General features: G+C 66.1%; 27 protein-coding genes and 1 pseudogene. 12 read left to right on the top strand and 16 right to left on the bottom strand.

Annotation, left to right across the window (positions count from 1 at the left end):
- Nucleotides 1–1043: 1043 nt before the first annotated feature.
- Complete coding sequence (locus ACV7NQ_RS40540; protein WP_463364337.1) at nt 1044–1469, top strand: PPOX class F420-dependent oxidoreductase; 426 nt, start codon at nt 1044–1046, stop codon at nt 1467–1469.
- Nucleotides 1470–1599: 130 nt separating this feature from the next.
- Here the strand turns inward: ACV7NQ_RS40540 and ACV7NQ_RS40545 are convergent, their stop codons facing one another.
- The 10 genes from ACV7NQ_RS40545 to ACV7NQ_RS40590 all read right to left on the bottom strand — a co-directional run bounded on the left by ACV7NQ_RS40545 (nt 1600) and on the right by ACV7NQ_RS40590 (nt 6978).
- Nucleotides 1600–1893, bottom strand: coding sequence for a gas vesicle protein K (locus ACV7NQ_RS40545; protein ID WP_463364338.1), 294 nt, complete (start codon nt 1891–1893; stop codon nt 1600–1602).
- A complete protein-coding gene (locus ACV7NQ_RS40550) occupies nt 1890–2102 on the bottom strand; it encodes a gas vesicle protein (protein WP_463364339.1) in 213 nt (70 codons plus the stop codon). Before ACV7NQ_RS40550 ends, ACV7NQ_RS40545 begins: the two co-directional genes overlap by 4 nt.
- Nucleotides 2099–2887, bottom strand: coding sequence for a GvpL/GvpF family gas vesicle protein (locus ACV7NQ_RS40555; protein ID WP_463364340.1), 789 nt, complete (start codon nt 2885–2887; stop codon nt 2099–2101). Before ACV7NQ_RS40555 ends, ACV7NQ_RS40550 begins: the two co-directional genes overlap by 4 nt.
- A complete protein-coding gene (locus ACV7NQ_RS40560) occupies nt 2880–3272 on the bottom strand; it encodes a gas vesicle protein (RefSeq protein ID WP_463364341.1) in 393 nt (130 codons plus the stop codon). The genes ACV7NQ_RS40555 and ACV7NQ_RS40560 overlap by 8 nt, the downstream gene beginning before the upstream one ends.
- Nucleotides 3269–3607 carry a gas vesicle protein GvpO gene (locus tag ACV7NQ_RS40565; protein ID WP_463364342.1) on the bottom strand — a complete coding sequence of 113 codons (339 nt, stop codon included), beginning with the start codon at nt 3605–3607 and terminating at the stop codon, nt 3269–3271. The genes ACV7NQ_RS40560 and ACV7NQ_RS40565 overlap by 4 nt, the downstream gene beginning before the upstream one ends.
- Nucleotides 3608–3636: 29 nt before the next feature.
- On the bottom strand, nt 3637–3870 hold the full coding sequence (locus ACV7NQ_RS40570; protein ID WP_463364343.1) for a gas vesicle protein GvpG: 234 nt from the start codon (nt 3868–3870) through the stop codon (nt 3637–3639).
- 3 nt (nt 3871–3873) lie between these two features.
- Nucleotides 3874–4671, bottom strand: coding sequence for a GvpL/GvpF family gas vesicle protein (locus tag ACV7NQ_RS40575; RefSeq protein ID WP_463364344.1), 798 nt, complete (start codon nt 4669–4671; stop codon nt 3874–3876).
- Nucleotides 4671–5078 carry a gas vesicle protein GvpJ gene (gene gvpJ, locus ACV7NQ_RS40580; RefSeq protein ID WP_463364345.1) on the bottom strand — a complete coding sequence of 136 codons (408 nt, stop codon included), beginning with the start codon at nt 5076–5078 and terminating at the stop codon, nt 4671–4673. The genes ACV7NQ_RS40575 and gvpJ overlap by 1 nt, the downstream gene beginning before the upstream one ends.
- The gene (locus tag ACV7NQ_RS40585) at nt 5075–6187 is read right to left on the bottom strand and encodes an SRPBCC family protein (RefSeq protein ID WP_463366007.1); all 1113 of its coding nucleotides are present in this window, start codon (nt 6185–6187) and stop codon (nt 5075–5077) included. Before ACV7NQ_RS40585 ends, gvpJ begins: the two co-directional genes overlap by 4 nt.
- A 77-nt stretch (nt 6188–6264) precedes the next feature.
- Nucleotides 6265–6978: a hypothetical protein gene (locus tag ACV7NQ_RS40590; protein ID WP_463364346.1), complete on the bottom strand. Its 714-nt coding sequence runs from the start codon at nt 6976–6978 to the stop codon at nt 6265–6267.
- A 217-nt stretch (nt 6979–7195) separates the two neighbouring features.
- On the opposite strand from ACV7NQ_RS40590, the pseudogene ACV7NQ_RS40595 reads away from it, so the two are divergent.
- Nucleotides 7196–7348, top strand: a pseudogene (locus tag ACV7NQ_RS40595) (pyridoxamine 5'-phosphate oxidase family protein); the annotation flags it as partial.
- A 99-nt stretch (nt 7349–7447) separates the two neighbouring features.
- Here the strand turns inward: ACV7NQ_RS40595 and ACV7NQ_RS40600 are convergent.
- The gene (locus ACV7NQ_RS40600; RefSeq protein WP_463366008.1) at nt 7448–8617 is read right to left on the bottom strand and encodes a Y-family DNA polymerase; all 1170 of its coding nucleotides are present in this window, start codon (nt 8615–8617) and stop codon (nt 7448–7450) included.
- On the opposite strand from ACV7NQ_RS40600, the gene ACV7NQ_RS40605 reads away from it, so the two are divergent.
- The 3 genes from ACV7NQ_RS40605 to ACV7NQ_RS40615 all read left to right on the top strand — a co-directional run bounded on the left by ACV7NQ_RS40605 (nt 8513) and on the right by ACV7NQ_RS40615 (nt 9976).
- The gene (locus tag ACV7NQ_RS40605) at nt 8513–9292 is read left to right on the top strand and encodes a hypothetical protein (protein ID WP_463366141.1); all 780 of its coding nucleotides are present in this window, start codon (nt 8513–8515) and stop codon (nt 9290–9292) included. The two genes, ACV7NQ_RS40600 and ACV7NQ_RS40605, sit on opposite strands and share 105 nt — an antisense overlap.
- Nucleotides 9282–9686: a BlaI/MecI/CopY family transcriptional regulator gene (locus ACV7NQ_RS40610; protein WP_463364347.1), complete on the top strand. Its 405-nt coding sequence runs from the start codon at nt 9282–9284 to the stop codon at nt 9684–9686. Before ACV7NQ_RS40605 ends, ACV7NQ_RS40610 begins: the two co-directional genes overlap by 11 nt.
- Before the next feature lie 65 nt (nt 9687–9751).
- The gene (locus ACV7NQ_RS40615) at nt 9752–9976 is read left to right on the top strand and encodes a hypothetical protein (RefSeq protein ID WP_463364348.1); all 225 of its coding nucleotides are present in this window, start codon (nt 9752–9754) and stop codon (nt 9974–9976) included.
- 37 nt (nt 9977–10013) lie between these two features.
- Here ACV7NQ_RS40615 and ACV7NQ_RS40620 read toward each other — a convergent pair whose 3' ends face one another.
- Together ACV7NQ_RS40620 and ACV7NQ_RS40625 are read right to left on the bottom strand one after the other, a co-directional pair.
- On the bottom strand, nt 10014–10298 hold the full coding sequence (locus ACV7NQ_RS40620) for a type II toxin-antitoxin system RelE/ParE family toxin (RefSeq protein ID WP_463364349.1): 285 nt from the start codon (nt 10296–10298) through the stop codon (nt 10014–10016).
- Nucleotides 10295–10546 (bottom strand): type II toxin-antitoxin system ParD family antitoxin, encoded by a 252-nt coding sequence (locus tag ACV7NQ_RS40625; protein ID WP_463364350.1) that lies wholly within the window; start codon nt 10544–10546, stop codon nt 10295–10297. Before ACV7NQ_RS40625 ends, ACV7NQ_RS40620 begins: the two co-directional genes overlap by 4 nt.
- 500 nt (nt 10547–11046) lie before the next feature.
- Here ACV7NQ_RS40625 and ACV7NQ_RS40630 point away from each other — a divergent pair, with 500 nt between their 5' ends.
- Together ACV7NQ_RS40630 and ACV7NQ_RS40635 are read left to right on the top strand one after the other, a co-directional pair.
- On the top strand, nt 11047–11889 hold the full coding sequence (locus ACV7NQ_RS40630) for a transposase (protein ID WP_463364351.1): 843 nt from the start codon (nt 11047–11049) through the stop codon (nt 11887–11889).
- Nucleotides 11890–11923: 34 nt separating this feature from the next.
- Nucleotides 11924–12064 carry a hypothetical protein gene (locus ACV7NQ_RS40635; protein WP_463364352.1) on the top strand — a complete coding sequence of 47 codons (141 nt, stop codon included), beginning with the start codon at nt 11924–11926 and terminating at the stop codon, nt 12062–12064.
- A 647-nt stretch (nt 12065–12711) separates the two neighbouring features.
- Here the strand turns inward: ACV7NQ_RS40635 and ACV7NQ_RS40640 are convergent.
- On the bottom strand, nt 12712–14013 hold the full coding sequence (locus ACV7NQ_RS40640; RefSeq protein ID WP_463364353.1) for an IS110 family transposase: 1302 nt from the start codon (nt 14011–14013) through the stop codon (nt 12712–12714).
- A 630-nt stretch (nt 14014–14643) separates the two neighbouring features.
- Here ACV7NQ_RS40640 and ACV7NQ_RS40645 point away from each other — a divergent pair.
- Nucleotides 14644–15300, top strand: coding sequence for a GNAT family N-acetyltransferase (locus tag ACV7NQ_RS40645; protein WP_463364354.1), 657 nt, complete (start codon nt 14644–14646; stop codon nt 15298–15300).
- Nucleotides 15301–15387: 87 nt separating this feature from the next.
- Here ACV7NQ_RS40645 and ACV7NQ_RS40650 read toward each other — a convergent pair whose 3' ends face one another.
- The gene (locus tag ACV7NQ_RS40650) at nt 15388–15759 is read right to left on the bottom strand and encodes a hypothetical protein (RefSeq protein WP_463364355.1); all 372 of its coding nucleotides are present in this window, start codon (nt 15757–15759) and stop codon (nt 15388–15390) included.
- 85 nt (nt 15760–15844) lie between these two features.
- Between ACV7NQ_RS40650 and ACV7NQ_RS40655 the strand changes: the two genes are divergently transcribed.
- From ACV7NQ_RS40655 to ACV7NQ_RS40665, 3 genes are read left to right on the top strand one after another with little or no spacing between them, the layout of a single operon-like run.
- On the top strand, nt 15845–16459 hold the full coding sequence (locus tag ACV7NQ_RS40655) for a tyrosine-type recombinase/integrase (protein ID WP_463364356.1): 615 nt from the start codon (nt 15845–15847) through the stop codon (nt 16457–16459).
- Nucleotides 16423–16929: a helix-turn-helix domain-containing protein gene (locus ACV7NQ_RS40660; RefSeq protein ID WP_463364357.1), complete on the top strand. Its 507-nt coding sequence runs from the start codon at nt 16423–16425 to the stop codon at nt 16927–16929. Before ACV7NQ_RS40655 ends, ACV7NQ_RS40660 begins: the two co-directional genes overlap by 37 nt.
- Complete coding sequence (locus tag ACV7NQ_RS40665) at nt 16887–17390, top strand: SMI1/KNR4 family protein (protein ID WP_463364358.1); 504 nt, start codon at nt 16887–16889, stop codon at nt 17388–17390. The genes ACV7NQ_RS40660 and ACV7NQ_RS40665 overlap by 43 nt, the downstream gene beginning before the upstream one ends.
- 301 nt (nt 17391–17691) lie before the next feature.
- Here the strand turns inward: ACV7NQ_RS40665 and ACV7NQ_RS40670 are convergent, their stop codons facing one another.
- On the bottom strand, nt 17692–18093 hold the full coding sequence (locus ACV7NQ_RS40670) for a TniB family NTP-binding protein (protein WP_463364359.1): 402 nt from the start codon (nt 18091–18093) through the stop codon (nt 17692–17694).
- Between ACV7NQ_RS40670 and ACV7NQ_RS40675 the strand changes: the two genes are divergently transcribed.
- On the top strand, nt 18074–18595 hold the full coding sequence (locus ACV7NQ_RS40675; protein WP_463364360.1) for a hypothetical protein: 522 nt from the start codon (nt 18074–18076) through the stop codon (nt 18593–18595). The two genes, ACV7NQ_RS40670 and ACV7NQ_RS40675, sit on opposite strands and share 20 nt — an antisense overlap.
- Nucleotides 18596–18651 lie beyond the last annotated feature (56 nt).

Raw genomic sequence — 18651 nt, forward strand, 5'->3', positions numbered from 1 at the left:
AATAGGGACTGTCGACGACATGAAACGGCACCATGTCGATCATCACCAGCGCCGTGCGTCCGGATCGAGCTCCGTGAACGCGAACCGTCTGCCGCGATGCGTCTCCCGGCGGCCGTACTCGCGCTCCTAAATCAGCCAATCATGATGTTTGGCAATGCCTTCGGTTTCGATGTCGTTCATACGGAACGTCGGGCCAAAGGCGGATTCGCCAGATGTTGCCGGGGGTAGTGGCTCCGGGGGAGAGACCCGTCACCGACCCCTAACGGCTCACCCCCGCCCGCGTGCGACGAGGGTTTGCCGAACCTCCCTCCGAAACCCCACTTCCGGCCAGTGCGCCGACACCTCACGGCCCGGCCCCGGACGCACCTACCGCCGCGCGCTTGACAGCGTCGCCGCGCACCCGTCGGTGCCCGAGGCTTGCGGTGCGCCCGACACCGGGGCGATGTCGTGCTCTCACGGCACTCCGGCCGCAGTGAGCTGCGGGCCGGTCGCGAAATGCCTCCGGCGTCGGGCGCACCACCGAACGAGAGGTCACCATGAAGCAGAAAGGCGATCGGCTACCCGCGCCGCGACATCTCCGGTCGTCGCGCGCACCGTCACGAACTCGAAATCCGTGCGCTGGCAAGCTCATCCGGCTGCGATCTGGCTCGCACGCTGGTGTTCGGCCCGACCGCGCCCGCTTCGATCGCGACGCTACTCGCGATGATCGGGCCCCTCGGCGCGCACTGGTGATCACCGCGGCGCTCACCTGGAATTCGGCGAAGACACGATCACCGCGACGTGCGACTCATCACCTCGACTGCGACCACACCCTGCCACGCGGCGCGGGACACCGGGCACAGCGCTGATCTGCGTGAGAACCATCGGCAAGGTCGTGGTGTCGCGACGCTGCGCCCGGGTAGGCGATCGGAAGAGGGCGCCGTGCTCAGGTAGGCGGCTCGGCGCCGTTCGGTCGCCGATGTTTCAGCGCGGTGCCATGCGATGACCGCGACATGCGCTGTTGGTACGCGGATCCACTGTGTATGGCGACTTAGGGTTGGGGGATGGCCTCACTTTCGGATCCCGATGTGCGCGAATTCCTCACCCACGGCACCCGGACGGCCAAGGTGGCGTTCGTGGCGGCTGACGGCAGGCCGATGGTGACGCCGGTCTGGTTCATCCTCGATGGTGACGAACTGGTCTTCAATACCGGCAAGTCGTCGGTCAAGGGCAAGGCGTTCGCCCGGGACAGCCGCATTGCGGTGTGCGTCGACCTGGAGGAGCCGCCGTACCCGTCGGTCCAGGTGCAGGGCACCGTGACGCTGTCGGAGGACCCGGACGAACTGCTGCGCACCGCCACCGAGATCGCTGGCCGCTACATGGGCGCGGACTGTGCGGAGGAGTTCGGCAGGCGCAACGGTGTGCCCGGCGAACTGGTCGTCCGCCTGCGGCCCAGCAAGGTGATCGCCCATTTCGACGCGACGGCCTGACCGCCGTACCGGGTGAACGCGTATCCTTTCGCCCGAGCCCGATCGAGGTCGTCACGGGGGCACGACGTCAACAGGATAACCCACCGGTCGAGGAGGTGCAGGCGAGTAAGAATGTGTAGCGGTTCAGGCCTCACTCCCGGGGAAGTAGCGTCCCCAGCGGTCCGAGGTCGATGTTGAGATCCTCAGGGGTCAGCCCGAAGTGGTCCCGCAACTCCTCCATCCGTTCCTCGAGCAGCATCAGGGTGGTGCCGATCCGCTCGATCTGCGCGTCGCTCAGGTCGCCCTCGTCCACCCGCCGTAGCGCCTGCCGCTCCATCAGCTGCCGGAGCAGCTCCACGAGGGTGAGCACGAGCGTCACGAGTCCGCGCTCGACGGATTCCGGATTCGAGTCGATATGTGGTGGGATGCCGTCGAACTCAGTCATCTTTCCAGTGCCTCGCGCGGTGCCGTGGACTCGAGTGGCTGGGTGGAGAGGGTGCTGATGGAGGAGATGAGGGCCCGCAGCGAGATCTGCACCATGTCGACGTCCGCGATGGAGAGCTTGATGTCGCCCGAGATGACGACGCCGCCGGCCAGCACCCGGTCCAGCAGGTCGATGAGGGCGATGCGGCGCTCGCCGTCGGCATCCCTCATGTGGCGTCGCGTTCCACGCCGGCGAAGGAATACGGCGGCCACGGACCGGTGAGCTCGAGCCGGATACCGGGATATTCCTTCCCGAGTTCCTCGACTGTCGCAGCGAACTCGTCGGCGCGGTCGTCGTCCACCAGATAGGTGCCGTTGAGCACCATCCAGTCCCGGCTGCCGCTCAGCGCCGGATCCGTCGCGGCCTGGCGCCGACCCGCGGCAGCATGTCGGACCAGGCGCGCATGGATCGCGTCTGCGCGCGCCGCGGCGTCGTGTTCGACGATCTCCTGCGCGGACAGCTGGGCTTTGCGACGGAGCAAATACGCCGTGCCCGTGCCCTTGTCGCTGCTCGTCGCATGGGCCTCGGCCACTGTGGTGGTGAGGGCGGCGCGGTCGCCGTAGGCTTTGACGCCCCACTCCGTGCGGTCGGTCACCAGGGCGAGTGCCGACTCGAAGTCCGCCCGTCGCTCGTCGAGCAGACCACGGACTCTGTCGTCGTCGAGATAGACGGTGGCCAGGCGCAGCGGGACGACCGGGCCCCGTCGCGCGACTTCGGAGACGACGGTGTCGTGCGCCCGGGCCGTCGCCTCCAGCCATTTCAGATCTTCCAGGTTGTGCCGCAGCGGCTCGTTGCCGAAAACTTCGAGCGGGACCGTCCCGACGACCGCGGCCAAGTCGTTCAAGACGACGATGCGGACGTCCTCGCCCGCCACTCCGGTCACGCGGCGCAGCTCGTCCGCGGCGTGCCCGTCGACCGTCACCGCGTACAACCAGACCCCGGCACCGTCAGTCACGATCCTCCTCTTCCATGGGTTGGCGGGTGCGTTCGAGGGGTAGGCGGCGGTCGCGTCCGGCTTCGAGTTCGGCGATTCGGTCGCGGAGTTCCCGGTTCTCGAGTTCGAGGTCCCGATCCTGCCGCTCGAGCGTGCGGGCCTTGCTGTTGAGCCAGGGATCGGTCTCCCACCAGTCGATGCCCACCGCCTTCGCCGTCTCCAGAGAGGCGATCACCAACCGCAGTTTGATGGTGAGCAGTTCGATGTCGAGCAGATTCACCTGGATGTCGCCGGCGATCACCAAGCCCTTGTCGAGGACCCGTTCGAGAATGTCGCCGAGGTTTGTCGACTGGTGCCCGCCCCCGTATGGCTGCGGCGACGACGACCCGCCCCCTACCACCGTCATGTCTGATACCTTCCGCCGATGTTGCTGCTACCGCGGCCGTAGCGCTTGGTTCTGCGATAAGCCAAGAGGTTCCCGTCCAGGTCGATCTCCACCTCGTAAAGCGCCAGCATGTCCGCCGACGAGGGGATACGGCGGTCCTCGAGCACCTCGACTTCCACGGTCCACCCCTGTTCAGTGGGCTCCACGGAGGTGACCCCCTGCACTTCCTTCGGAATCAGCTCCGTAAGGGCCGCGATCGCTGCCGTGGCGGCCTGCACCGCGCTCAGCGGAGGCGGTTGAGTCAGTTCGGATTCCTGGACGTCGTCGGACTCGTCGCGGGTGGTTTTGCCGCTCATCGCGGGTCACTCCTTCCCTTCGGTCGGTCTCATGTCGTCGGACCCCGGATCATCCGGTTGAGGACCGCCTGCTGCGCTTCCTTGTATTCCTCCTTCGACAGGTGACCCGCTGCCAGGGCTTCGTCGAGTTCCTCGAGTTGCCGCCGAACGATCGCCGGATCGTGGAGTTGCTGTTCGACCTGGTCCTGGATCACTTCACCCAGCCAGATCACTCCGCGGATCGGGGCGAACGGCAAAGAGATGATGGACGACAGCAGGCCCATGATTCAGCCCGCCGGTTCCTGCTTCATGACGAAGTCGTAGGCCGCCATCGGGCCGAACAGGCTGATCTCGACGCGGCCGTCCCATTCCTCGCTCAGTCGTCCTAATGCCTCTTCGAGTTCGCCCTGCTGGGATAATTCGATGAGGACCGCGATGTGCAAGGCGTCTTCCTCGTCGGTGGGTTGCCGCTGGTTGACCAGCGGTTCCAGTGCGTCGAGCGCATCGATCATCCGGCGCGTGTCTTCGGCGCGTTTGGCCTCGATCGCCTGGTTGATGATCTCGCCAAGCGCCATGCGCTCGTTACGTGTGGCGTCCTCCGGCTTGTCGCGGATCTCCTCCCGCAGCCGCTCGGCCTCGGGGTTCTCGTCGAGCAGCTCACGCAGGATCTGCTGCTCGACGTAGCGTCCCTTGATCACGAATTGCGCACGGTCCTCGAGCTCCTCCAGCGCGGCACGGAACTCGTCGTGGTTAGCCTCGAGCAGTTCCTTCTCCACTGACTCCGCGTCGGCCATCACCGCTCCGAACTTCAGCGGCAGCACCGGCGTGACAGCCGCGGAACCGTCCAGCAGATCCGCGTGGGCCGTGAGGTCGTCGGGCGTGCCGAGTGGCCGATCGACCGAAATCTCGCTGACCAGCGCGCCGATCTCGCCGTTGCGCACCATCGCAATGTGCGTCGGCGGATCACCGACACCGGAGGCGTCCTCCTCGGGTTCCACATCGGCCGGCACGATGCCGTACACGTACACTGCGGTGCTCTGAACGTCTTTCTTTTCAGGGGCCGTTGTGGCCTGATCGGTGGGCATCAATTTCCCCTTCGTTTCGACGGCCTACTCGCTGCCTGGCGCTGGTCCTGGACGTCCCCGAGGAAGTCCATGACCTTCTCGCCCGCGGCCTCGATAGCGCCTTTTGTCTTGTGTTTTGCCGCGCCCTCCGTCATATCGCCGACCAGGTCAGGTAGGCCCTTCGGTTGGGTTTGGGAAATCTCCAGCCGGTTGACGGCCTCGGCGAATCGCAGATAGGTGTCGACGCTGGCCACCACGACCCGGGCGTCGATGGTCACCAATTCGATGCCGACCAGCGACACCCGTGCGAATGCGTCGATGACCAGACCCTTGTCGAGGATCGTGTCGATGACTTCGGCCAGGCCCGAGGAGTTCGGGCGGGCCATAGTGCCAGCGCCCCCTCCGCCGCCTGCGGGTTGGATTGTCATGCTCTTTCTCCTAGCTCGACTCGTGACCTAATTCTTGGTGTGGTGCTGCCGCGGGCCGCAGATCGACGATGGTGCGGCTCGGGTTCCTCGTCGTTGGCTTCGTCTTCCACACCCTCGTCTTCGAAGGTGTCCTGCTCCTCGCGGCGGGCGGGCTCGTCGTCCATGACGACTTTCTTGTCGCGGATCTCGCCATGCCAGCCCTCGATGTCGTCCGGATGCAGCACGCTCTCGGTCATGACGTGGCGCTCGAAATGCTTCAGTTCCAGGCGGATACGACGCCCGGCCGCACGCCAGAGATTGGCTGTCTTTTCGAAGAGTCCGCGGGGGTGGTATTCGAGCACCACGATGACGCGGGTCAGGTCGGGAGCGAGCTCGTGGAAGGTCACCGCGCCGTCGATATAGCCCTTGGCGCCCTTCGAGCGCCACACGATCCGCTCGAACGGCACCTGCTCGACGATTGTGGACTCCCAGGTGCGCCGGGACCAGAACACCTTGCCGGTCCACACGAGCTTCTCGTCGGAGGCCTGTTCGACCTGCTCGACCTTCTTCATGAATTTCGGGAAGTAGGCGAATTGGGTCCACTGGTCGTAGGTGAGCTGGATCGGAGCGCCGATGTCGATCTGCTCGATGATGTTCGTCAGTTTGAGCTCCTTGCCGCCGGGGCCCTTACCTTTACCGCCGACAAGAGATTCCGTCACGTCCTGGAACTTCTCCTGGGCGGTGTGCTTGAGGCGATCAAGTCCAGCGCTGAAGACCGCCTGTATCGGCGATTTGCCCTCGGCGAGCTTCTCGATGCCGGTCATCGCCGACAGCAGATTCCCACCACCGCCTTCCGCGTATTGGTTTAGGCGTCCGGCCGTCCCGGATAACTTGTCCGAGATCCCTGAGAGGGCACGTCCGGCCAGTGTTCCGGCCAGATCCTGGAGCGATTGCTGCAGTTGCCCGGTGGGGGTGGCCTCCTGGACCTTCCGTTGAGCTGTTCCGGCCGCGCCGGTCGCAGCCTTGCCGACCTGGCCCGCGGTGCCGGTGGTGGTCTTACCCACCCGGCCAACGGTGCCGGTGGCGGTCTTGCCGACCTGGCCCGCGGTGCCGGCGGCGGCCTTGCCCATTTTGCCAACGGTGCCGGTGGCGGTCTTGCCCACTTTGCCGGGGACGTCTTCGAGAGATGATTTCCGCACCATCGGGTTCACCTCCTCGTGCGCCGCACCGGCGCACGTTCCGCGGCGTCGGCGTCAGTGCGTACACGACGCCGAGTGGGTGTAGCCGGCTTACGGGCCCCGGAGCCGTACGACTTGTCCGGCCCCCGGGAGCGGGACTCACCGGCTCGGGGTCGGCCTGCGCGTGCCGCCGGTCGTGCAGGGGCGGGCTCCTGGGCTTCCTCGGTGCTATCGTATTGCTCGCTATTCGCAGCTTCGGTGTCCTCGTCCGGCGCGCCCTCTTCGTCCGGGTACTCGTCCGCCAGATTCTCCTCGGCGGGTTCGCGTTCCTCGCCGCCGATGTAGTCATCCGCGGATGTTTCGCCGGCGTACTCTTCTTCGCCCCGGCCTGAGGTGAGCTCTGGAGACTCTTCGGGTTCTTCGTCCGCTCGGGTTCCTGTGGTCTGTTGCTGGAGGCGGGCGTTCAACGTATCGATCCGGTTGCTCGCGGCGGTGACCGCCGCGGCCCGTGCCGCACCCAGCAACTCCGCGCGGACCGTTTCGGTGAGCTCGGCCAGCTCCGGTGACGACCTGAGCAATGAGGTCCCTCGCTGGACCAGCTCCTGCGCCCCTCCCGAGGTCTGCCTGCTCAATACCGCACCTGCCACTGACAACGCGAACCGCATCTTGTGCGTGCGGCCGAGTACGTAGCCGATTCCCACCCCTACCGCTATTCGTGCTCCACCCTTCATAATGATGATCACTCCTTGCTTGCTTGCTTGCTTGCTTCGACGGCGACTCGCCGAACAGCGGGTTCATCAGTGACTCGCCGTGCTCATAAATGCCGTGTACACCACATTTCCCCTCTCAAACCTGTCCCGGCGCCCGGATAGTCGAGATGTTCCGCCGGTCCGCCCCTGAGTCACAGGGGCCTCCTCCGGGGGTACCCCAGCCGCGGGCCTGCTCGGCGTCAACAGACCGACGGAGGACCCGGACGAGTTGGTGCGTACCGCCACCGAGATCGCCGGCCGCTACATGGGCGCGGACCGGGCCGAGGAGTTCAGGAAGCGCAACGGTGTGCCCAGCGAACTGGTCGTCCGCGTGCGGCCCTGCAAGGTGATCGTCCACTTCGACGCTCCAGCCGATACGCGGCGGCAGCCGGGATTGGAAGTGCAGAGATGTCCTCACCTTCGCGGCTCAGCCTTGCGGCGCGGCGGGTTCGATATGTCATGGTCAGTCCGGCAGGAGCGGTACCGAGAGGCCCTCGCCGCGGCCGATGAGGGCGGCGCGGGTGACGGCGCTCGAGCCGAAGCGTTGGCGGAGGTCGTCGAGGGTGGCGTCGAGGGTGTTGGTCGCTCGGGGCTCGAAGGGGAGGGCCAGTTGGACGGCGTCGGCGTCCTCGAGGTTGGTCAGGGCGAGGCCGATAAGGGTGAGGCCGCGTTGCTGGATCATCGGCATGGCGGTGGCCAGCAGGATGCGGGCGGCGCGCAGGATGGTTTCGGTGTGATCGGTGGCATCGGGCAGGGTGTGCGAGCGGGTAGCCCGGGTGAAATCGTCGAAACGCATGCGTAGCACCACGGTTCGGCATACTCGGTCGGCTGCGCGCAGGCGGCGACCGAGGCGATCGGTGAGCCCGTGTAGGTATGCCTCGATCTCATCGGGTGGGCGCGGACGGCGGCCGAGGGCCCGTTGGGCGCCGATCGAGCGGCGGCGCCTGCCAGTTTCGACGCGACGCGGGTCACGGGCCAAGGACAGGGCGTACAGGTGTCGCGCGGCGGCACTACCCAGCAGGGAGCGCAGCAGCGGTTCGCCGAGTTCGGCGAGTTGGCCGACCCGGGTGATGTCGTTTTCGTGCAGGGTGCGGGCGGTGACTTCGCCGACGCCCCACAGGCTTTCGACCGGAAGTGGACACAGGAATTCGAGTTCGCCGTCGGGCGGCACCAGGCGCAGACCATCCGGCTTGGCTACCGCGCTGGCCACCTTCGCGAGGAATTTGGTGCGGGCGATGCCGACGGAAATGGGTAGGCCCACCTGGTCGCGGACCTCGGCGCGCAGCCGATGGGCGATGTCGACGGGCGCGCCCGCGATCCGGCGCAGTCCGCAGACATCCAGGAACGCCTCATCGATCGAGACGCCCTCGACCACCGGCGTCGTGTTGCGAAAGACCTCGAAGACCGCCCTGCTTGCCTCGGCATAGGCGGACATGCGTGGGCGCACCACGATCGCGTCCGGGCACAGTGATCCGCGGCTTACCAGAAGCGGGCGCGGAGTCGGACACGAACATATGTTCGCATAGGAGTGCAACAACTGAACATCGCGAGCGGGTTCCCCGGTACCCGCCGGCTGTCGCACCACGCCTCCGCGCCCTTTGAGTTGTACGCCATCCACATCGGCTCCGGTCAGCAGCTCACCCTGTTCGACGGCGACCGGGCCTGGGATGTCAGCGGTGGCAGGCCCATCCCGGACGGCCTGCCCGCCGCTGTCCACGCCCGGATCATCGAGTTGGAAAAGCGGTTCGCCGTCCACCTTGCCGCGCACATCCTCGAGCCGAGCACGCTCGCCGTAGGGCTGTCGGACTCACCCGCGGGTTTGCTCGCCTGGGTCCTCGAACGCTGGGTGAAATGGAGCGACCACGGGGGCGATATCGAGACCGTCTTCAGCAAGGACGACCTGCTCACCCACACCATGATCTTCTGGGTCAACAATGCGATCGGTACCTCGATTCGAACCTACGCCAACAACAATCGCTACCCCTGGACACCGTCGCACGACCGGCAACCGGTCATCGAAGCACCGACCGGCATCACCTTCGTCGGCTTCGAGAATCCGCCCGGAGTAATCACCGAGCGGCGCTTCCAGAGCTTTCTCGATAGCGACCGCGCCAGTTGGTACAACCACGTCAACCTCAACGCCCACGACAAAGGCGGTCACTTCATCCCCTGGGAAATCCCCGATCTATGGGTCGACGACCTGCGGCGAACCTTCCGCGGCCCCACCGCTAGCGAATCTACGGCCTACCTACGTAGGAATCCCGCTGAGCCGGTACGCTGGGCGGTCGGCAAGACGGGTGAGCGATAAGGGAGTCGGCACGGTGCGTGGATTCGGTGACCTGGAAGCGGTGATCATGGACCGCATTTGGGATCGGGACGCGGAGACCACGACGGTCCGCGAAATCTTCGACGAACTGGCGACCGAACGCGGCATCGCCTATACGACGGTCATGTCGACCATGGACAACCTGCATCGCAAGGGCTGGCTGGCACGCGAGCGTTCGGGCAAGGCCTATCGATATTGGCCGACCCTCACCCGTGAGGAACACAGTGCCCGGCTCATGCTCGAGGCGCTCGGCTCCGGCGGTCGCTCGGATCTGGTGCTCAGCCATTTCGTCGATCGAATCAGCGCCGACGAGTCGGCCGGTTTGCGTGCCGCGCTGCGCAGGCTCACCGCCCGCAAGACGCCCGAGGCGCCGTAAACGTTGCGATCGGCCTGCTGATCTATGGCGGCGCGGTCCGCGGCTGGGCGGCGCGGCCTGGTTGGTTGGTCGCGATCGTCGGGTGCTGGGTTCGGCCGCGGATTGTTGATCTCCAGTTGGATCTTCGGCTGACGCTGCGGAGTTCGACGCCGGAGTCAGCCGAAGTACAGCTCGGCGTCCGTGTGTTCCTGAAAGTTCAACGCCATCTTGAGGAAGTGAAAGCCGCAACCGGCTGGACCCGCCGCGAACTGGTCGAACGCGCCATTCTGTCGCTGCAGGTGCCTAGCTAGCTGGATAGACAGATAGGGGCTTGCCGAGCCACCCTGGTCAGAGGTGACGGTCGACGTCCATGCGTTGGTGCAGGACGCGTACGACGTCGACAACGCCGTCGGTGGTGACCCGGTAGAACAGAATGTGCGATCCGGCGGCGAATTTGAGGTAGCCGGGCCGGATCTCGTCGCAGGCATGGCCGATGCGCGGGTTGACCGCAACCCGTTCGATGGTGCGTTGGAGTTCGCGCAGGTATTCCTCGGCTTGGTCGGCGTCCCAGTGGTAGTCCCAGATGTGTTCGAGGTCGGCTTGGGCAGCTGGTGAGAGGAGGTATCGGCTCACCGAGGGCCCGGCCCGCCAGCGCGCTTGCGGGCGAGGAAGGCGTCGAAATTGAACGGTGTGGACGGGCCGCTTCGTTCGCCATCGATCAGGGCGTCGCGCAGCGCGCGCAGGTGGGTTTCGCGGTCTTCGAGCAGCCGCAGGGCTGAGCGGACCACGTCGCTGGCTGAGCGATAGCGGCCTGAGGACACCTCGGAGTCGATGAAGGCGCTGTAGTGCTCATCGAGGCTGAAGGACGTGTTCTTACCCATGAGCACAAGGATACCAATTCTTGGTACCGCGCGATTCTCGACACCCCATATGCCGATCGATCAACGAACCGGTCGACACTCTGCACCGAGTGATCATCTCGAGTTAGGTTGTCTGTTAACGCTGGACCAGCGCCGCGACCACCGTGGATCAGCCAGGGCGAGTACAGCGCCAGACTCTGACATCGGCTCCGGCCTTCACGGGGTCGGAGCGGGACCGATGCGAGGGGAATTAGCTGTGCGACTGAGATTTCGCGGCCCGATTGGACGGGACGCAGGCGTGGAACTAGCGAATTGCCGCCGCCGGAAGTCAGTGCGGACGCTCGTACACAACTAGGTACTCGACTTTCGCACTTTTGAGGGAATCCGGCCGGGTCGGGTGATGGCGGCAGCTCAAGGCTGTCAGGTCGCGTAACGGCTTGTCGCGCAAGACTTTCGGGCTGGATGGTGGGCATCGGCGGTTCGTGTAACAGCCCGATCGCTAACGCTAGAGTGTTCCGCCGATGCTCCAGGTCCCTACCTCACCGGGTGCGCTCACGCGTGTGCTGGTCAACTTCCGGGGATGTTTCACCGCCCCGACGTACGAGACGTTCACGATGATGGTGGCGGGGTTGTTCGCCCAACCGGTGCGGCGCACGGTGTGCGGGATGCTCACCGGTGCCGGACTGGCCGCCCTGTGGCATCACAGTCGAGCCCACCGATTCTTCTCCACCGCGCGATGGAGTCCCCAACAGATGGGGTTGGTGCTGGCCGAACTGATTGTCACCCAGCTACTTCCGGTCGGATCGGCGATCACGGTCGCTGTGGACGACACCCTGTTCCGTCGCCGGGGCCGCTGTGTCCACGCGGCGGGCTGGTTCCACGACGGGTCGGCGGCGGGGAAGGCGAAACTCGGGTTCGGCAACAACGGGGTCGTCCTCGCGGTCGTGGTCACGTTGCCGTTCTGCACGCATCCGGTGGCGTTGCCGGCGCGTTGGCGGTCAAAAGCGGCCAGGGCAAGCCTGATTTGGCCCGTGACATGCTCGACGCCAAAACATCCTCGGCGTCGGACAAGCACGCAACCGCGTCGCCCTCGCCGTCGCCCGCACGGTCCCCTTCGGACTGTTGCGCCACAGCATCCTGATCATCTGGGGTACGCCCCGGCCGGCCACGACCAAGACGATGTGACCCAACGCCGCCATGCCGCACCGTGGTACCGGACCAAAACCGAACCCTCGACCATGGACATGCTCGTCAAGCTCCGCCGCCAGATCATCGCCACCCCGATTTATGCCCACCACCCCCGACGAGCGACAACCCAGGAAATCATGGAAGTCCAGCAAGCATGGCTACACGCCGCCGCATAACCGCGAAAGTCGAGTAGGTAGGCGGGGGCGTCAGTTGAGAGTTCTTCAACAACTGGCGGTCGCTCTGTCGCTTGTCGCGATGGTGGCGGTGCCGGTGGGACTGATCGCTATCGGCATGGGTATCTACCTGTCGTCTCAGGATCCGTATGCCACGCCGACCTGCGACGACCTCTGAACTCCAATACGATTTGTCAAGAATTCCGAAACGGCCGAGTGGTCGGTGGCACTACCTACGACAAGGCTGTTCAGGATCAACGCAACAGCCCTCAGAGCGGGGCGGATGCACTGGGGGCCGGTGTGGCGATACTCGTCGTCGGCATCGCCGCTTCCGCAGTCTTCCGCCAGAAAGTCTCTGGCTGCCTGCGAGCCCTTACCGGTGCCGAACAGTTCTGCGCCATCCGCGGCTACGTCTCCACAGCGGCCAAACACCACCGTAAGAGGTCGTTGTCAAGCTGGTTCGATGGAATTTCTGGCTCGATCGATTTCCCCTACTCAGGGATGGTTGCGGCGTCGACGAAGCGGTGGTCCGGTGCGCCGCTGCAGCATCGACACGGCATGGTGGGCATGCGGAGGCCGACCGGCCACGGCGGATCGTGGTCAGCTCGTGGGGGAGGCACCCATCCCGCGGTCGGCCGGGGGCTCCGCCGCGCTCCTGCGTCTCTACGTAGATCATCAAGCGGGCTGTTCCCGCTGCTATGGGGGCGGGGTCCCGACAACGCGCAATCGAGCTTGTGCAGGGGCAGCGGGGCGGGTCTTGGTGTTTGACGAGCTTGACGGCTCAACGGCATTAGGGGCTCGCCCCGCCGTGGGAAGGTGAGATTGTCACCGGCACCGCGGGATACGCGGCTCTGGTGGCGTGGTCAGGCGGCCGTGGTGGCCCGTCCCTGGTGGCCGGCCACGGCGCGGGCGGCGATGTCGGGGTTCCACGGTTGCCGCTTGGTGATGACGGCATGCAGCCAGCGCAGCAGAGCCGCGGCGCAGGCGACGCGGGCCTGGCCCGGGGCGAGCCGGTCGTGGTCGCGGGTGGTCAGATGGGTGAACTTGGCGCCCAGAACAGCGTTGTGGGGCAACGCGCCCCAGGCGGCTCGCCAGGCCGCGGCGCGCAACGCGGGCCGCCCGCGGTGGGCTGACACGGGTCCGGCCGCGCAAGGTCGCCGAGGTGTGCTCGGCCGGGTTCAACCCGGCGTGCTTGACCACGCTGCGGACCGAGGCGAACCGCTCCAGGTCGCCAGTTTCGGCCAGGATCACCGCCGCACCCACCGCGGACAGCCCGGGGATCGAGGTGACCAGGGCGGTCAACCCGAGCCCGTCCAGGATCGCGACCATGCGGGCCTCGACCTCACCGAGGCGGGCGATCACCGAGCGCCAATCGTCCATGAGTAGCCCCACCCGTTCAAGCGCCCCGCGCCGCTGAGTGGCCACCCCACGGCCGTCGGTCAGCGCGCCGAAGAACCGGTCGGCGACCCGGTGACACACTCGCTGCGCCCCGAAACGAGGCAACTCGCGGCGCACCGCGGCGAAGAACCGCTCACGTCCCAGCTTGCGCAACTTGACGGGGTTGCCGTTGCAGCGGTCCACCGTGACCGCCAGGCATGCCAGCCAGGTCGTGGACTCCAGAGGCTTGACCGCGCACTCCAGCACCGCCGGCCAGCAGCACGAGAGCAGGTCGCTGATCTGGTTGCGGCACGCGACCATCTCCCCGATCAGCCGGAACCGGCGCTGCCCGAGATGCCGCAGCCGCGCCCAGTCCTCTTCGGCCCGCTCGGGCAGATAGCAGTCCAACCGGGACATCAACCTGCCGATCAGCACGGCGTCCTTGTGGTCGGTCTTGTCACGGGTGTAGTCATCGGCCTCACGCGCCAGATGCACCTTCAGCGACTGCACGCACACGAAACCCATCCCGGCCTCATCGGCCAGCTGCATCACCGACCGCCACCGGTGCCCGGTCGGCTCACACCCCACCACCACCCCGGCGAAATCATGCTTGCCACCCTGGACCGCCGCCCACTCCAGCAGCCCGCCCAGCCCATGCGCCTTCACCTTGACCACCTTCCGGCCCAGCACCCGGCCGTCGTGATCCATCAACGCAGCGACCTGCTTATCCTCACCAAGATCGATCGACAAGATCGCACGATCCGGGCGGACCACCGCCCGCAACTCCTCAATCCTGCTGTTACGACGGCGATCCCCACGGGTCAACCCACTACACTGGGCCACGAACGTCCTCCTCGACGGATCATTGGGACATCAAGCCCGTCAACCCCACCAGGAAAACGTTCCCTGATCAAAATCCCGTCTCCTGAACTCTTCGGGATCTTTCTACGGCAAGCAATTCCTTGAAGTCCTCGTCACCCTCGCCGAGGGCCAACCCTGGATGCCCGCGACCACCTGACCAGTAACCTCGCCGAAGCCCAGTATTGGTACCGCAAAGCCGCAGAAGCCGGCGGCGCTGCCGCGGCGGAAAACCTGCGGAGGTCGAGAACGCGTGGTGCCTCGTCCGAAATCGATCCGCGGCCCCGACAGCTCAACGCGGCTGCTAACACCCCGACACCGCCGCGGCACCTGCCGAAACAGCCCGCTCTCGCCCCGGCGGACGACTTAACACTTCTTGGGGGTAGACCGGCAAGGGTCCGTATTCAACCGGTCTGTATTCCTTTGATCGCCTCGCTTGGTCGCGACCGGTTTCCCAGGCGGGGTCCGCTGCTGGCGAAACCCCGTGGCCCCGAATGCCGCCCGGCGGCCATGATGGCGGGCATGAGCCTGATGAAGTACTGGCCCTTGGCCGGATTGCGGGTGCGGACACCGCGTCTGGAACTGCGAATGCCTGGTTTGGAAGATCTCGGCGCGCTTGCTGGGCTGGCCGCGGAGGGAGTGCATGATCCGGCGGTGCAGCCGTTCACTGCGGAGTGGACCGATGCGGAACCAGACGAACGTGCGCAGCGGGTGCTGCGGTGGCACTGGCGATGCTGGGCCGACTGGCAAGTCGATGCGTGGGCACTCAATCTCGTCGTGCTCCGAGAGGGGGAGTTGGTTGGCACCCAAACGATCAGTGCGAAGGACTTCTCGGTCTGCTGCGAGGTGAACACCGGATCCTGGCTCGGCCGAACCCATCACGGGCAAGGCATCGGAACCGAGATGCGGGCCGCGGTTCTGGAGTTGGCCTTCGCTCATCTCGGGGCCGAGTCGGCGGTATCGGGCGCGTTCGATGACAACCTGGGCTCGCACGGAGTCTCACGCAAACTCGGCTACGAGCCCGACGGGCTCGAGGTGCATGCAGTGCGGGGAAAACCGGCGGTGATACGCCGGTTGCGGCTGACGCGTGAGGGATGGGAAGCGCATCGGAGCGTGCCGGTGGAAGTGACCGGGCTAGCGGAGTGCCTGCCGCTATTCGGAGCCCGAATCAAACCGTGACGGCGACGCGCGAAGCGCTTCGACCTGCCGGTTCGGCGTCGGAACTGGCAAGGACCCGTGTCAACGGGTCTGTATTCCCCGACCTGATCACCTCGTTGAGTCGCGGCCGGTTTCCCTGGTGGAGTAGGTCGTCCAGCTTCCACCGGCCTCGCCCCAGACCCGGATCAAGTGCTTGGCGGAGAAGCCGAGTGCGTCGGCGACGACGGGGGCCGGAGCCTGGAGAACAAGCTGGCGGAGTGTCGCCGACTTCGTGGCCTGCGCAGGCAGGCCGAGATCGTTGCGGAGATGCTCGAGCAGGGTGCTGGAGTGCAAGGGTTGTCCGGCCCGGCGGCCAGGAAACAGCCACTGGCTGTCCGGGTTCACTGTGGCCATGTTCTGGCGGGTGTCGACAAGTTTCAGCAGCATTCCCGCCAGTGGTTCAGGGACGGGCAGCGGTGGTGTGCCGAAACGGATCAGCAAGCGGTCGTCGTCGTTGACAACGTCGGCGATGGTGAGTCGGACGAGCCGGGCGACGGGCTAGGAGTGACTCGCCGGTGATCCGTTGGTGCGGTTGCAGTCGCGTCCGGCGCCGCCGGACAACAGCAGGGCCATGACCCACGACGAGGTCGGCGATCTGCTGGCCTCGGACGTGCCGCTGCGGGAGCGCACGTTGTGGACGATGTTGTACGAGACCGTGGCTCGGGCCGAGGAGATCCTGACGCTCGACGTCGAGAATCTCGACACCGTGAACCGGTGCGCGACCGTGGCTCGCAAGGGCGGCGCCCGCGACGTCATCTATTGGCAGACCGGCACCGCGCGGCTGCTGCCCCGCCTGATCGCCGGCCGCAAGCGCGGGCCGTTGTTCCTCACCGACCGCAAGGCGAAACCGTCTGTGGCGCTGGAGGACATCGACCCGACCACGCGGCGCGCCCGGTTGTCGTACCGGCGCGCGGCGACACTGTTCGAGGAACACTCGACGGCGATGAAGCGCGGCCCGTTCACACTGCACCAACTTAGGCACAGCAAGCTCACCCACGCCGCCGAGACCGGCGCGTCCACGCCGATGCTGATGGCGTTGTCCGGGCACGCCTCGGTGCGCAGCCTCGCGAATTACACCAAGGTGTCGGCCGAGGCGCTGGGACGATGGCGGGCGCCTTCGCCGAGTTCGAACGCGCCCTGATCCTGGAACGCCAGCGCGAGGGCATCGCCGCGGCAAAGACCCGCGGTGTCTACACCGGCCGCAAACCCGCACTCACCGACGAACAGGCACACCAGCTGCGCGAGCGCGCCGCGGCCGGTGAGCAGAAGTCACTGCTGGCCAAGGAGTTCGGCATCAGCCGGGAAACCGTCTACAGCTACCTCCGGGCCGGGCGGCATGTGGGGTCCAGATCGTCGAAAAGTCGCGGTAGCCGAGTTGCCGCAGATAAGTCCCCGTCCGGTTCCTCGCCAGTAGCAGTGGCGGTTTCGAGTTGCAGGTGTGGGGAGCCGTTGTTCCCGAGGATGCCCTCGGTGCCCCTGGTGCGCACCGACTTCTCCGACAACAACGCGCGTGGGCCGCGACATCCCTTACGATCGGCGCGCACCGTCATCACGAATGGAGTACGCACATGTCCGCGCCCGTCACCGTCCCCGAATGGCGTGAGCTCCTGACCGGTCCCGGCACCGAATGGCCCGGCACGCAGCCCGCGGGTGAGGACGCGGTCCGCGCCGCCGAACAGCGGCTCGGCGTCCCGCTGCCGCCCAGCTACCGGAACTTCCTGCTGGTCAGCGACGGCTGGGCCCAGATGCCGACCAACGCGGGCACGCTGCGGCAGGTCGACGCGATCGGGTGGTACCCGGAGGCGGACCCCGAGATGTGGACCGCGTGGTTCGGGGACATGGACTTCCCCGAGTTGGAGTCCGAGCTCAGACGGTGCGTACTGATCTCCACCGACACCAACCAGGGCGACTTCTGGGTGCTCAGCGCGGACCACATCGGCACGGACGGCGAGTGGCGGGCCTACGAGTGGTGGGCGGGCGACGGCGGCGACCTGTTGCCCCACGACAGCTTCGGCGCGCTGCTGCTCAGCACCCGCGACAAGTGGCTGGCCAAAGCCGAGGCGGAGGCCTGACGCTCACGACCCGTTGGGCTCCGGGGGACTGGCAGGGCAGTCCCTCCGTGCAGACGACTTCGAGCCAAAAGCACCGTGGTGCAGGCGAGTTGGGGCACACCGATGTTCGAATCGCCTTCACGTGCACCGGAAACCGCACGTCACCCGTGCAGACGACTCCGACAACCCACACTTACCGGACCCGGTGCCGAGTTGTCTCGAAACCTTGGTTGCGAGACACGGCGGCGTGTGATGTTTTCGCCTGAGGCCCCGGGGAGGTTCCGTGTGACTCGCAGCGGTAAGTGGCGGTGATATCGCACCGTCAGGTGGCGCCGATGACGAGGGTGCTGCGGGCGGTTTCGACGACGTCGGCGGTGATGGTGTGGAGTTCGTTGATCTTCATGATGCGGTGGATCTGGGCGAACAGTCGTTGCAGGAGCCGGAAGTTGCCGCCGGTGATGCGGGCGACCGCGGCGACGGCCTGGGCGTCGGTGAAGTCGTCGGGGTCGAGTTCGAGACCGAGTTTGTGCCAGTGCCGGTTCAGGACGAAGGTGAGTTCTTCGCCGGTGAGGGGCCGGTAGTGGTGGGCGAAGCCGACACGACTGTAGAGCTGAGGGTAGCGGGAGAACGTCTTCTCGATTCCAGGCATCCCGATGAACAGCAAACCGTGGTCACCACGGTCGTACTGCGACAACGGATTAGGGGTGCCCGTAAGAAGCGCCACCCGCGACACAGATCACTACGTGCTGATCGACCTGCCGAGCCCGACCGTCTCGATTCGGTTCCGGGACAAGATCGCCGACGGGAAGGTGAAGTTGCTGAATAAGTTCGAGAAGAACACCCAGCACTTCAACGACCTCCTCGCATCCGTCGTCACCCACTGGCCCGCTGCCACGGACGGCACGCTGGGTGCGGAGCAGGCCAATATCTCGCTGGTGCGGATGTCCGACTGGATGAATCGGGTCTCGGCCAACGCCGAGGCGTTCGATCTCATTCCGACGGCCCAACTTCCGGGCGTCAAGGTGCTGTATGGCGGCCAGAAAGACGACCCGGTGATGCCACTGCGTCGCGCTCTGACCACCAGCGACCTCGCCCACCCGACCCAGGCGGTGTACGAACTCATCGCCCGCAAGATCGCCGACCATCTGGTCGACAGGTACACGGTCGGGTGGTTCGACGCCGAAACCTGGCGGACGAACCGGCCTTTCCCGAACGTCAACCCCTGACAGCGACGACTCCCCTCAGCTCAGGCCGGGGGTAGCGGTCCAAATGGCCCGAATCC

This window comes from Nocardia sp. Tas62D01 (genome assembly GCF_055232035.1).